The sequence below is a fragment of the Pseudomonas sp. zjy_15 genome (genome assembly GCF_043101865.1).
GTDB classification, from domain to species: Bacteria; Pseudomonadota; Gammaproteobacteria; order Pseudomonadales; family Pseudomonadaceae; genus Aquipseudomonas; species Aquipseudomonas putida_Y.
Window position 1 is genome coordinate 36,269 of sequence record NZ_JBICII010000036.1, and the last position, 12,746, is coordinate 49,014.

The window sequence follows — 12,746 nt, forward strand, 5'->3', positions numbered from 1 at the left end:
GGTGTCAATTTTTGGTTTTAACTAGGTCTATAAGTTTTTTTACTTCTTCTAAGCTTATTTTTTCTAAGGCTTGGAATATGGGTGGTTTTTCAGCGTGTTTCCCATCTAAAGTAATGGATGCGTTAAACGCTATCGCATCGATGGCCTTGGCGATAAGTTCTTTTTGAAGCTCGTCTCCACTAACCTGAAGGTCGCTAAGCTGCTTTTTGTAACTTTCATAGGAGGCCGCAAATGCTTCCTTGTGGGCATATTCCTGCTGGAGACGTTCATATTGGCTTCTTCGTGTTGCAGAGAATATAGCAAGCCAGACAATGGGAAGCACAATTGGGGCGCGCATGAGCAATGTGCGCAGTATTTCTTGCCATTCTACAGTTTTGACTAAGGAGAAGCTAAAAGGAGAAAGAGTAAATGAGTCTGTTACCAAGAAGAGGCCGCCAATCAACAGTGCTGCCATGGAAGCATAGAATGCTTGGGTATAACGAAGTATAGGCGTGGAGAAATAATCCTTTAATGATTTGTAGGCGGAGGCAAGCCCAGCGCTCGTAGCACCTGGTAGAAGGGATTCAATGGAGGTGTGTAGTGCTGCGTGCCGCGTTCTCTGATCAATCTCAAAACTGTCCAGTTGATTGAGTCGTGCGTCAAGTTCTTGCTTTAAGCCACCCTCGGGTATTTCGTCATCATCACCTTTTTTAAGGCCAAAAATTTTCCCATGGAAGTCTAGTAGTTCGTCATTTTGTTGGTTGCAAGATACTAATATATCGCTCATCTCGCTATTGATACTTATAATCTCTTTTTGGGTTGCTTTGATAGTGGCTAGGGTAGAATCTGGACCGTCATAAAGTGAAACCTTCAGGCTGGTTATTTCCTGATGATGCTCCACAATTTCATCAACGGCTTCTTTGACATATTTTTCTGCTGGGGAGTGACCTGAAATTCCTTCATATAAGTACTGATCGAATTCTTTTATCTTATTCTCAATATTGGTTAAGTACTCATGTTGCGCCCTGGATCTTTCAATAATTTCGGCTAATTCTGACGTGACGTTAGAGATATGGGCGTTGTAGTTTTCAGTGTGCTGCCGGAGTTTTTGCGCGAATGCCTCTGTGGCGACACCGTAGGAGTGAAGTGAGATTTCCGGGAGCACCATATATGGGCGAATGTAAGTCAGTATGTTGTCTGCGTGGTTATTGGCTTGTATTAATGAGTTTGGGTTCCTTAAAGAAATATAGGCTTGTACTTGAGATAGGCACGATTGGCTCTGGCTGGCGCAATTTTCAAGTATGGAGGCTGGGGTGAGTTCAGCATCAACGTTTTTTATTATTTCGTCTACGAATGCTATAACTTTGTTGAGTCGTGCTAGCTCATCGACTGTTGTCGTTACTGTCTTGTCATCTACATCTAGGTCTCGGACGGCTTTTACAAGTTCCGGCCATATCTTCATAAAGCTGCTGGTTTGAAACTGTTGAATCCATCTGGTCAATTCGATGTCCGTCCTTTGCAGTGTCATGAGCTCTGACTAAATGGAATGATGCTCATTGTTAAGTGCCATAGGTAATGCCGTCGCTGGCCCCAATAGCCAGGCTTCAAGGGATAGATACCAGCAATCATCGCTCCGCGAGCTTCCGTGTGAAGTAGCTATTCCGGAATGTAATAAGGCTCCAAGACATGCTGTTGGTGCCTTGGTCGCCTTATCGTGCATAATGGAAACGTGCTACTCCTTCCTCAACTGAAGTTGGGGTGATGTTTATATTGCCTTCCTGAGCAATCGGTTTATTATTTCACCCCGCACCAATCTATTGCCTCTATCGTTGCTGGCTTGCAGTGCTGCTTTGTAGTAACGCTCGGCATCTAGGTTTCCAGGGTCTCGACCGTTGCCTGCCATTTCAACTAGTTCGAAGAAGGACTCTAGTTGGTGGCGAGTGGTGACTAGGTTTAGTTCTATCTTGGCGTTCGCTATCAGCTTATATGTTTCAACGAATAAGGTGAAAAAGTCTGCCTTTTTGTATACTCTTGATTTGGGTGGAAAGTTCAGGCGATCAATGAAGGATAGAGTACATTCGAAGTTATTGAAAATTTCTTGCTCATTAGGGATTTCTTCATTGAATTGCTCGAGATATGTTTCGACTTCACTGTCGCGATTGAAGTAAGTCGACATTGTAGTGGCGATCAATCCTGCGCAGTACATGGTGTCATTCATGCGCTTTACATCAGTGGATGTAAAAATCCTATGTTCTTCGAAAAATTCAAGCTGTGCTATTTTTTCAGCAAATTTCTTGAACTCCCCCCCGTAGCGTGCATTGTGTATTTCCATTGCGTTCAGCCCATAACTGGTTGAGTTGATGCGTTGGAACACCTGCTTTATCTGCTCAATAGTCATATTGCCTAGGTCGCGCACTACGACTTTATACTCGAGAAATTCGACCTGTTGTTCTTCAGAAAGCTTGCTGTAGGGAGGTAGGTCTTTTGGAAGCTTTAGATCGGGAGAGCCTTTAAAATACTGGTGTAGGGTGGTAATTCGCTGTTGGCCGTCTACCAGCATTTCGGCGCCTTCGCCAGTTTTTGTATCAACTTTGCCAGCAGCGATATAAATTTCGGGGAAAGGATATCCTTCAAGTACGGTTCGTATGAACTCTACTTTATCTTTGTTTATCCAGACCAGTCGTCTTTGGAACTCTGGTTGAGGGATTAGTGTTCCGTTGCCAATTGCAGTCAGCAGAACACGTAGACGTCTGTTGGAAGCTGAAGTATCCATTATAGAGAGTCCTTGCATTGCTCTACACAGATTTTTTGATATTCTTGTAGAAAGTAATTTGAGTGATAAAGGCCGGCTTTAATGGGGTAAGGTCCATAGTTTCCGCTTGAAGTTAGGCCGTTGAAAAAATCCCACCAATGCGAAGTGAATTCAAAATACTTGTTGCGTGGAAGCTTGTCAGGTCTAATCCAGCCTTCTGATAGATACCTGAAGAATTCAGAGGATTTTGGCCAATATGCTCCGCCTTTTTTGAAGGCGTAAGCTTCGGTCCAGACTTTTTCGAAAAGTCTCGTCGACACTACAGCAATATCTATATCCGATTCATCACCGAACGCTTCGAATCTTCGGTTAGGTTTAATGCTAAAACCCAATTTGCCAGAGCCGACCATTATTACGTCGTTGTATTCGACATTAAAATGCTCACACACCCTTTCTTTGAGTTGGTAGTGTTGATCAGTTGTTAGTATGTGGCTTTCCGCTGCAAAAATATACTTCCTTACGATCTGCAAGCTAGAAAGATTGCTGAGGTCCTTTTTGAAGTCATCAATCATCTTGTAGAGTCTGCATTTTAGAGAAGATCTCCGCCCCTGCTTATCGAACGCTAACATAGCGCAAGTGCTAGTGATGGCAAAACGATGTACTTACTACACCATCTGCCTGGCTAGCACCAGTCGTTTGTGTGGGGGAGGGGGGAGGACTATTTGAAAGGAGAGATTCGACAGAATGGTACAAAATTGGTACGGATCAACGCAGGTTTAGCTGGAGGCTACGAAAAACAGTGGCTGCGAGAAGAGTCAGTCCAATCCATCATCGGTGCAACGCTGAAGCGGCGTGACGGCTCAGGGCGCGTGGTTTGTGGCTTTGAAGCTAGTTCTAGGGGCATTCTGGTCTACGCATTTATGTACCACTTTTCGGGTTTTTTGGTGAGACAGTGGTGCGATGTAGCACCGCCATTCACGCTTGTACCCCCGGAAATCATGGTAACAATCAGAGCAAGGAAAAAGGCCGATGGAACGGTCAGCTATACCGTCCAGATCCGCCTCAAGAAAAAGGTGTCCTAGTCTACCAAGAAGCCCAGACGTTCGCCCGTAAGCAGGCAGCGCAGGCTTGGGCGAAGCGACGAGAGACAGAGTTGACAGAGCATGGTGCCATCGAGCGGGCCAACCGTGGAGGGTACGCAATCAAGGACATGATTGATCGCTACCTGGTGGAAGCCGAGAAAGCCCGGCCGCTGGGTAAGACGAAGCGGCAGACCCGCCTGGTTTGTACGACGCGATACCGAGCCATGCGCCAAGGCGTTCGCGCGCAAAATCCTCAGGAACAATTGGCCCGAAAAAACGTAGGAGCGAGCGCCAGCTCGCGATGCGCCGCGCGGGCGGCGCTCGGTCTGATAACCACCAAAAACCTCATGACGAACACCTCAAGGCCCCCACCGAACCCAATGCCATGACCGTCCGCTCCGGGTCGGTTAGCAGCCCCTTGGCAAGGGCAACAATCGGCCATCATCGGACCGTCTTGCTGCCATGATCCAGTTTGTTCAGATATACAGCGACCTCATGTGTCAGCCAACTTGAGAACACCTGCTGCTTTGTTTCCGAACGCTCGCGGTTGGGTAATACCAGCCAATACGGGTAGGGATAGGGAGCGATCACGGGGGAGAGTTGCACCAACTCCCCTCGTTGGATCGCGTCGTGCACAAGGCTGCGGCGCTCCAGGGCGATCCCCTGGCCCAAGCGCACGGCTTGAAGTACCAGGTTGGAGTCGTTGCTGCACAGGCCGATGCGTGGGACTTCCCTATCCAGCCCGGCCGCTTGACACCACGGTTGCCATGATTCCATGTTGAAAATAATGTTGCTGCCGATGATCTCTTCAGGGGTCTGTGGTAGCGCCCCGCCGTTGAAGTGCGGAGCGGCAACCACCAGCGTCTCGTCATGAAAGAGCAGATGCTGCTCCACCCCGTCCCAGTCGCCCTTGCCCATGCGGATCCCTACGTCGACAGATTCCCGCGTCAGGTCCGATAACGCCAGATTGGCCTGCAGCCGGACGCTGATATGCGGCTGTAATTGCTGGAAGCGTGGCAAGCGGGGCAACAACCAGCTGAGTCCGAACGAAGGGAGAACGGCGACCACCAGTTCCGTTGACTTGGGTTGTGTCTTGATCAGTCGCGTGGCTTCGGCGATTCCGCCCAAGCATTCGCGGATCTGCAAGGCATACAGTCGTCCGTCCTCACTGACCCGCAGACCCCGTCCTTCACGGACGAACAGGGTGACGCCGATCATCTCTTCCAACACCTTGATCTGCTGGCTGATGGCCGAATGGGTGACATGCAGTTCCTTGGCGGCTGCGGTGACGCTCCCCAGCCTTGCAACCGATTCGAAGCAGCGTAGGCAGGTGATTGGAGGAATATTCGACATGTAAGTGTTTCTTACAAATAGTGGAAAAAAAAACTGATTTATAAGTGGCAAGGCTCTCATTAATGTAAGTGACGGTAAAGTCTTCGACTGGCGAGAGGACTGGAGCCATAGACGGTGCGGGGGAGCACGGCAAATGACAACGGGTAATCCTGACTGTGAAGACCGCCAGTGGTTGCAGATTTCATTGACCAGCGCGCAATTGGTTTCGGTGCGGTTTACTCACGACATCTACACGCGTGCGGTGAGCGGCAAGCATTGGATCAGCGCGGACGGTGTCGACTTCGCGATTGGCCCCGGCGAGCGCGTGAAGTTGTCTGCCGGGCTAGCGCTGATTGATGGGGAAGGTCTTCTGCAACTGGAGCCAGTCAGGGCACAGAAGCAGCACCCGGCGTATCCGTTCCCATGGCCGCTGCCCCTGCTGTTCAAACGCCAGACAACGGCATTAGAGGCCAACATCAATCAAGGAAACTATCGATGAAACTCATTGGGATGCTGGATTCACCTTACGTTCGCCGGGTAGCTATATCCCTGGACCTTCTAGGCATCGAGTTCGAACATGCCCCACTGTCGGTGTTCAGCACATTCGAAGAGTTTTCGAGGATCAATCCGGTGGTCAAAGCGCCGACTCTGCTGCTCGATGACGGCTCCGTACTGATGGACTCGACGCTGATCATCGATTATTTCGAGACCCTCAGCACACCCGAGAGCAAGCTATTGCCAAGCCAACCGCAGGCGCTGGCCAGAGCTTTGAGTACATTGGGGCTGGCGCTGACGGCATGCGAGAAGGCCGTCCAGATCGTCTATGAACACAATCTTCGACCGGCGGAAAAGCTTCATCAGCCCTGGGTCGAACGCGTCACCCGGCAGTTGCTGGCGGCGTGCGCGGAGTTGGACAAGCGGTTGGCGGCACAAGCGTCGCACGGCGTGCGCCCAGACCAGGTTGAGGTCACTTGTGCGGTGGCCTGGTCGTTCATGCAGTTGATGCTGCCCGACGTAGTCAAGGCCAGCGATTTCCCGGCCATCAATGCCCATGCGGCCCGCCTGGAACAGACCGATCTGCTCAAGCGTTATCCGATTGCCTGAGCCCTGGCGGAACGGGCCGGGCTCAACCGCGCCGCTGCCCCTCCCGCCACTGATTGGTTTTTGCGAGCCGTATCCATGTACACACTTTATTTCGCGCCGACGGCCAATGGTCACAAGATCCTGATCATGCTAGAGGCGCTTGGCGTGCCCTACCGGATCCATCGGATAAACCTGGCGCAGGGTGAACAACACCAGCCGGACTTCGCGCGCCTGACAATCCACCGAAAGATCCCGTTGTTGGTCGATCACGATCAGGCGCTGATCCTGCCCGAGTCCGGAGCTATCCTTCAATATCTGGCGGAAAAGCACTTGCGATTCCTACCGTGCGTAGGGCCTGAGCGCTATGCGGTGCTCCACTGGCTGGCCTGGCAAATCAGCAGCCTGGGGCCGATGGCCGGGCAGAGCTATCACTTCATTCATCAAGAGGCCGAAGGCAACCAGTACGCAATATCGCGCTATCAGGAACAAACCGTCAATTTGTTCAACACAGTGGAAAAGGCTTTGGCCGGAAGCGATTTCATTGCTCGGATGTACTCGATTGCCGACATGGCCATCTATCCCTGGCTGCGCATCCACGCTCAATTGCAGGTGGATATCCAGACATTGCCCAATGTGACCGGCTACCTGAAGCGAATGGCGGCCCGTGAAGAAGTGCTGACCGCCTATGCCAAGGGGGCAAGGTCAACATCGACGCTCCCGGGATGATGCACCGAGAGTCTCCCTGAAATAGCCCAGACCGGACAAATAGCCGGAATGGCCTCCGCCAATCACGCTCGTAGCACCGGAAATCATGGCAACGATCAGAGCAAGGAAAAAGGCCGATGGGACGTTTATCTATCCCGTCCAGATCCACCTCAAGAAAAAGGGTGTCCTGGTCTACCAAGAGCTCCAAACATTCACCCGCCAGCAGGCTGCTTGAGCCTGGGCGAAAGATGGTTCGTGTGGAGGATCTGCATTTTCACGATCTGCGCCACGCAGGCGTGAGCTGGTTATTCGAAATGGATTGGGATATCCCTGCGGCGTTACACCCTCTGAGGCGTGTGAAGCGGACCTGGCATAGCAGCTACACTGCACGACCCGATCACCCACGACAGCCAGCTTCAATTCAGCGCAGGCTCATGAAAAGGAAGTCAAGCAAATGGATGTACCTTGCACCTCTCTGGACGAAGTCCGTCAACGGATCGATGAAATCGACCGCAGCCTCGTTTCGCTTCTCGCCAAACGTGGAAGGCTCGTGACGCAAGCAGCCGGCTTCAAGAAAACCACCGATGATGTGCGTGCGCCTGCTCGGGTCGAGCAAGTGATCAAGAAGGTTCGTGAGATGGCTGACGAAACCGGTGCCTCGGCTGAGGTGGTGGAGCAGGTCTATCGGGCGATGATTTCGGCCTTCATCGCTGAGGAACTGAACACCCATGCGAAGCTGGCCGACGAGGCTTCAGCATCGTGATGAAGCGCGGGGCTCATACGCAGCCCCGCCGCTTTCTCCTGCTTGCTATCTCTGGCTCAACGCCGCAATTGAGACGCCAGACGCGACGAAGGTGAGGCCTGCGCCCACGTTCAGCCCATTCACCAGCCGTGGCCGCCGGTACAGGTAGCGAGACAGCCCCGTGGCGAAAATGCCCATCAAGGCAAACCCCAATGCCGTGAGTGCAGCGAACCACACGCCGTAAACCATCATCTGCACACTGACCGACCCGCGTGCGGGGTCGACGAATTGGGGAATGAACGCCAGCACGAACAAACCTGGCTTGGGGTTGAGCGCAGCCGACAGCAGACCGGTCAGAAAAATGCTGGACAGAGATTGCCTGGACGCCGGCTGAAAGCTTATCAGGCTACGAGCGCGCAGAACCTTGATCCCTAGCCAGAGCAGATAGCCGGCACCAATGAGCTTGATCACCCAAAATGCGAGCACCGAGGTTTGCATCAGTAGGGTCAAGCCTAACGAAGCGGCTGCAACGTGAAACAGTATGCCTGCGCCTGACGCCATGCCGGATACGGCCGCTGCGACTTTACCCTGGCTGAGACCGCGACCAATGGCCAACAAGTTGTCAGGGCCCGGTGCCAGCACCAACAGCAGGCAGGCGGCGGTGTAGGCGAACCACACGCTCATGGGAAACACGGCTCTCTCCTTAAGCCTGATGAAGCATCCATCCTGACGGTGTGGTACGCCAATAGCAAGGCGGAACCTCAAGGGCTGTTAGCACTGGCGGGCTCGGCCCTGCTTGGTTGGCTGAGGATTCTCCGAACACGTCAGGACGGGGCAGACTACCTGTGCTGACATAGTCGTCCGCTCAAGCGCCAGTTCGGTTATGTGAAGACTCGCTTTCGTGGCTTGGCCAAGAACACTCCACAACTGACCACGTTGTTTGCGCTGTCGAACCTTTTGATTGGGCGCCGATAGTTATTGAACGCTGCGCTATCGGCCGAAAAATGGGCTGGCGCGGTCGAGATTTTGCTTACTACGCGCTCGGGCAAACGTGATCGGCGTTTCCCTGGCAGTCTGTCGGAATGCGAGAACTTTGGTGTCTGTGTCAGGTCCAATTTGCACTTTAGCCACCCACTCGCGCCTTCGGAGCCGAACAAAAAATGAAAAAACCTTTGGTTGCTGTCTTTGCTTGTGCATTGGCACTCGGGATGACGGCATTCTTGCCTGCCGATATCTCTCCTATCAGTTCCGCCTATGCCAAGGGCGGTGGCGGTGGTGGCGGTGGTCATGGCGGTGGCGGCGGACATGGCGGTGGAAACGGCGCCGGACATGGCGGTGGCATGGGAGGGCATAGTGGAAGCGGGAAGGGCCTTGGAAGTGATCACGCTGGAAAGGCGACACGCGATCATGGGGTAAGCGGCAATCATTACGGAAGCTCGCGCAACAGCGACAACGGTCATGGCACCACCACCTCGGGTGTCGCTCACTCCAAGGACACTCGCGGTTTGGCCAAGTCCACGGCCATCTCTCGAACGACGCCAGGCGATCATAATTCGAAAGGCCTCAGCAACGCTGTCGGGTCTTCTTCAAAAAATGATCGATGATTTGACCGCATCCATGCCGTACCGGCTTTAGCGTGCACGAAAGCCCAGCGTAGACCGGGCTAAATGAATGGGTCACCCCCACACCCTGCGAGGGCTAAGCTTTCGCAGGGTGTTTTGTTTTGGAGGCCATCATCACGAGCGAGTCAGCACGGGTCGGGATCGATCTCGGTAAACACAGTTGCCACCGGCATGCCCAAGACACGTTGGGCCAAGCGGTGTTTCGCAAGCGGGTAGACGGCACGATCAGCCACACAGCCCAGATTCGCATCCCAAGTACAGGGGGCGCTTAGCTGGCGTAGCAAGTCTCTGATTGGCCAGGCCTGCGTTTTGCTGCTGCGCTCTGTGTCGTAGCGGCCATGCTTCAGGTCGTATCTGGATGCGGCCTGAATCTTACCGGTCAGTATAGTCAGCTCCGTCCCTTTGCCGGAGTGCCTTGAATTGGACAATACCCGTGAGCGTTTGATTGATGCCGCGCTGAAGCTGTTTCTGTCGCAAGGCGTGTACGTCACTGGGGTAACGGCCATTGCCGCGATGGCGGGCGTTACCAAAATGACGCTCTACAGCCATTTCCCCTCCAAGGATGCGCTGATAGTGGCGTGCCTTGAGGAGCGTGACCGACGCTGGCGTGAAGAGGTAGCGCGCACCCTGGCTGGGCATCCTGAGCCGGTCAGTGGCATGCTCGCCTTTTTCGATTTGTATGAACGCTTTCTTTTGAAAGATAGCGAGCGCGGGTGCCTGTTCGTTAACAGTGCGGCTGAATTCCCCCAGTTCAGTCACCCCGTGCATTTGGCAGTGAGCAGGCATAAGCAAGGGATACGCGAAAACCTTGCTGCCTTGGCCATGAGCGCCGGTATAAACGACCCTGACGCAGTTGCCCAAGGGTTGTTTATCTTGCTGGAGGGCAGCTTTGTCAGCGGTGCGATGGGCCAGGACATGCGGGTATTCGACACTGCCCGGCAAATAGCTCATTGCTGGATCCAGCGGCAGGAGCACAGCGTATGACCCTGGGCTTGTTAGCGGCCATTGCCGCCACTTTTTCCTGGTCGCTGCTCTATATCTTTCCGGGGCTGGTCGGCGACTACAGCCTTTTTGACCTGGCGGTGGTGAGCTATGCCTTTGCCGGGTTAGGTAGCCTGCTGGTGTTGTTCGTTTATCGCAGCGAAGTGCGGCAATTGCGACTGAGTGACTGGGCCAGTGCCGCACTGCTGGGCTTCTTGGGATACATTGGCTACTTCTTCCTGATCACCACTGCGGTTTTGGCAGCCGGGCCGGTGATCCCTCCGGTGATGATGGGCTCAGTACCGATCGTGCTCGCGATTGCCGGCAACATGCGCAGCGCCAGCGTGCCTTGGCGTGCCATTGCCGGGCCACTGCTGGTGGCGGCCCTGGGCATCAGCCTGGTCAATCTGAGTGTGTTTGATGCTAGCCGTGCGTCGGTAGTGCTCCCGACCGCGTCGTTACTGCTTGGGTTGCTTGCATCGTTGCTGGCAATCGCATTCTGGACCGGTTTTGGCCTGTTGAATGAAAGTGCGTTGGCTCGACGGCCAAGCATGTCTCCCATGTTGTGGTCAGCCATGTTGATCTTCATGTGCAGCGTCGAAATGCTGGCGTTCATCCCGGTTGGGCTGTACTTGAAACTATCTCATTTCGCTAGCCATCCGAGCGGTTTGGCAGGTACTCAGGCGCTGATCCTCTGTGGGCTGATTCAGGGGTTAGGGGCCACCCTTGCAGGTGCCTGGGCATGGTCAATCGCAACGCGGCGTCTTCCGCTGGCGCTGAGCGGGCAATTGATCGCCAGCGGGACCATTTATGCAACTACGATGGGCCTGCTCATCAACCAACGCTGGCCGTCTCCTATGGAAGCGCTTGGTACAGCCTTGTTGTTCGTAGGGGTGGTGTGGGCTATTCACGCCTTTTATCGCAAGCAAACACGCCTCCAGACGCATGGCGAGGCACCCAGGGTACGTATCTGATCCCCGGCCCGGTTGCCTGGCCATGCGCCTGGGCCGGCCAAGTTGGCTACGCCCGCTACCCATGGCCCAGCCTACTTCAGCGGCACGTAGATGTCCGTTTGCCATTGCTCCAGTGGTGTTTCCGGGTAGGCGCTCAGGTAATGAAAGAACAACGGATGATCACGCAGTTCTTCGTTGCTCGATGGCAGCCAGTCACGATAAAGCGGGTAGATGGTTTCGCCAATGTAGTCAGGCGAGCCGGTATGTCGAATCACGGCACAACGCCCTGCCGGTATAACCCGTTCTTGCACGCCGAAATCGTTGGGCTGCACCGCCTCTTCTATCTCGCCGCACACGGCAAAGCGAAAGGCGTGGGCCGGGGTGGTGTCGGGGTTGTCGTAGGGGATACCGAAAGTACGGCTGCTGGTCACAGGCGACTGGCCGCTTTGCATGCGCCATTGGCGAAAACGCGCGACGCTTTCGCTGACCAGGCCGGGCGGCCCCTGGTGTTCGAGCGCGGCCACGCGGGTTTCGGCGAAATGCACGATACGGATCTGCATGGTGATACTCCTGGATCGGTGAGGAACATTGAATACCGCACTCCAGGCCTGCCAGTTCGGCGCCTTGGCGAACGCGCTCGGCGCCATGCCGAAGGCGCGCCTGAACGCTCTGGCAAAGGCTTCGGGGCTTTCGAAGCCGGCGCCGAATGCGGCCTCCAGTATGGGCGTCGCGGGCGAGGCGACCAGTTGATGCGCTGCGCGTCGAAGCCTCATCAGTTGCACATACCGTGAAACCGGAACACCCATGTAAGCCGTGAACTGCCGGTGGAAGTGAAACGTCGAGAAGTTGGCGATGCGGCTCAAGGCGTTCACCGACAGGTCACCTTCGAGGTGGCTGTCGATGTAGGCAAGCACGGTTTCGAACCGTTTCATGTAGCTTGGGTTGTGCTGTGAGTCAGTCAACGAACGGAATCTCTGGAAGGTGCGGTAAGCGCTAGCATCCGTTGTTCAGGCACTGAGGTGCCTAGCCGTGATTGCTCTATTGGTCCTGCGCTGGGTGATCAGTCAGGGTTGCAGGGTGAGTACCAAGGGGCAGCAGCGTCGACGTGAACATGTTTCTGCTTCCTGGGCAGGAACGGCGTATCAAGCGTTCCCAGCGCTATCGAAATCCAGTCGGCAAGCTCACCCTGGGCGCGTGACCAGAACAAGGTCGAGCCGCACTCCGTGCAGAACTCGCGCGTAACCGTCGGCGATGAAGAGAAGGCCTTGATGCTGGCAGCGCCGCGCAGTATGCGCAGCATGCTGCGCGGAATGCTGCCGTACGAAGCGAATGCGGCGCCGTGACTTTTGCGGCACTGGCTGCAGTGGCAGTGGCTCACTGCCTTGGGTGGGGTGAGTAACAGGTAAGAGACTGCTGCGCACAAGCAGCTTCCTTGGTATGTCTCTGTCATTGGCGCTTCCGTGCAGGTGGGAAAACGCCAGCGTAAACGCCTTGGCCTGATCAGTCGACTGGCCT

General features: G+C 54.3%; 14 protein-coding genes and 3 pseudogenes. 9 read left to right on the forward strand and 8 right to left on the reverse strand.

The features are described 5' to 3' along the window. Nucleotides 1-4 precede the first annotated feature (4 nt). From ACF8EF_RS07245 to ACF8EF_RS07260, 4 genes and pseudogenes are all read right to left on the reverse strand, one after another. Nucleotides 5-1,480 carry a hypothetical protein gene (locus ACF8EF_RS07245; protein ID WP_392529054.1) on the reverse strand — a complete coding sequence of 492 codons (1,476 nt, stop codon included), beginning with the start codon at nt 1,478-1,480 and terminating at the stop codon, nt 5-7. Between the two features lie 264 nt (nt 1,481-1,744). Next, nucleotides 1,745-2,752 carry a DUF262 domain-containing protein gene (locus ACF8EF_RS07250; protein WP_392529056.1) on the reverse strand — a complete coding sequence of 336 codons (1,008 nt, stop codon included), beginning with the start codon at nt 2,750-2,752 and terminating at the stop codon, nt 1,745-1,747. Further along, the gene (locus tag ACF8EF_RS07255; RefSeq protein ID WP_392529058.1) at nt 2,752-3,303 is read right to left on the reverse strand and encodes a hypothetical protein; all 552 of its coding nucleotides are present in this window, start codon (nt 3,301-3,303) and stop codon (nt 2,752-2,754) included. Before ACF8EF_RS07255 ends, ACF8EF_RS07250 begins: the two co-directional genes overlap by 1 nt. A 224-nt stretch (nt 3,304-3,527) precedes the next feature. After that, a pseudogene (locus tag ACF8EF_RS07260) lies at nt 3,528-3,635 on the reverse strand (hypothetical protein); the annotation flags it as partial. 94 nt (nt 3,636-3,729) lie between these two features. On the opposite strand from ACF8EF_RS07260, the pseudogene ACF8EF_RS07265 reads away from it, so the two are divergent. Further along, nucleotides 3,730-4,007, forward strand: a pseudogene (locus ACF8EF_RS07265) (site-specific integrase); the annotation flags it as partial. Between the two features lie 247 nt (nt 4,008-4,254). On the opposite strand, the gene ACF8EF_RS07270 reads toward ACF8EF_RS07265, so the two are convergent. Then, entirely contained in the window at nt 4,255-5,166 is a 912-nt protein-coding gene (locus tag ACF8EF_RS07270) for a LysR substrate-binding domain-containing protein (protein WP_176684872.1), read from the reverse strand. 133 nt (nt 5,167-5,299) lie between these two features. Between ACF8EF_RS07270 and ACF8EF_RS07275 the strand changes: the two genes are divergently transcribed. From ACF8EF_RS07275 to ACF8EF_RS07290, 4 genes are all read left to right on the forward strand, one after another. Further along, nucleotides 5,300-5,644, forward strand: coding sequence for a hypothetical protein (locus ACF8EF_RS07275; RefSeq protein WP_176684873.1), 345 nt, complete (start codon nt 5,300-5,302; stop codon nt 5,642-5,644). After that, complete coding sequence (locus ACF8EF_RS07280; RefSeq protein ID WP_176684874.1) at nt 5,641-6,249, forward strand: glutathione S-transferase; 609 nt, start codon at nt 5,641-5,643, stop codon at nt 6,247-6,249. The genes ACF8EF_RS07275 and ACF8EF_RS07280 overlap by 4 nt, the downstream gene beginning before the upstream one ends. A gap of 75 nt (nt 6,250-6,324) precedes the next feature. After that, complete coding sequence (locus ACF8EF_RS07285; protein WP_176684875.1) at nt 6,325-6,954, forward strand: glutathione S-transferase family protein; 630 nt, start codon at nt 6,325-6,327, stop codon at nt 6,952-6,954. Between the two features lie 433 nt (nt 6,955-7,387). After that, the gene (locus tag ACF8EF_RS07290) at nt 7,388-7,696 is read left to right on the forward strand and encodes a chorismate mutase (protein ID WP_012053142.1); all 309 of its coding nucleotides are present in this window, start codon (nt 7,388-7,390) and stop codon (nt 7,694-7,696) included. A gap of 45 nt (nt 7,697-7,741) precedes the next feature. Here the strand turns inward: ACF8EF_RS07290 and ACF8EF_RS07295 are convergent, their stop codons facing one another. Then, on the reverse strand, nt 7,742-8,359 hold the full coding sequence (locus tag ACF8EF_RS07295; protein WP_392461045.1) for a LysE family translocator: 618 nt from the start codon (nt 8,357-8,359) through the stop codon (nt 7,742-7,744). 174 nt (nt 8,360-8,533) lie between these two features. Between ACF8EF_RS07295 and ACF8EF_RS07300 the strand changes: the two are divergent. From ACF8EF_RS07300 to ACF8EF_RS07315, 4 genes and pseudogenes are all read left to right on the forward strand, one after another. Then, nucleotides 8,534-8,650: pseudogene (locus tag ACF8EF_RS07300) on the forward strand (IS5/IS1182 family transposase); the annotation flags it as partial. A gap of 185 nt (nt 8,651-8,835) precedes the next feature. Continuing rightward, complete coding sequence (locus ACF8EF_RS07305; protein WP_392461037.1) at nt 8,836-9,279, forward strand: hypothetical protein; 444 nt, start codon at nt 8,836-8,838, stop codon at nt 9,277-9,279. 438 nt (nt 9,280-9,717) lie between these two features. Then, complete coding sequence (locus ACF8EF_RS07310; protein ID WP_176684877.1) at nt 9,718-10,281, forward strand: TetR/AcrR family transcriptional regulator; 564 nt, start codon at nt 9,718-9,720, stop codon at nt 10,279-10,281. Then, entirely contained in the window at nt 10,278-11,252 is a 975-nt protein-coding gene (locus ACF8EF_RS07315; RefSeq protein WP_392461038.1) for an EamA/RhaT family transporter, read from the forward strand. The genes ACF8EF_RS07310 and ACF8EF_RS07315 overlap by 4 nt, the downstream gene beginning before the upstream one ends. Nucleotides 11,253-11,323: 71 nt before the next feature. On the opposite strand, the gene ACF8EF_RS07320 is transcribed toward ACF8EF_RS07315, so the two are convergent. Beyond that, entirely contained in the window at nt 11,324-12,163 is an 840-nt protein-coding gene (locus ACF8EF_RS07320) for a GyrI-like domain-containing protein (RefSeq protein WP_209964732.1), read from the reverse strand. Nucleotides 12,164-12,291: 128 nt separating this feature from the next. Beyond that, a complete protein-coding gene (locus ACF8EF_RS07325) occupies nt 12,292-12,681 on the reverse strand; it encodes a GFA family protein (RefSeq protein ID WP_392461039.1) in 390 nt (129 codons plus the stop codon). Between the last annotated feature and the right edge of the window lie 65 nt (nt 12,682-12,746).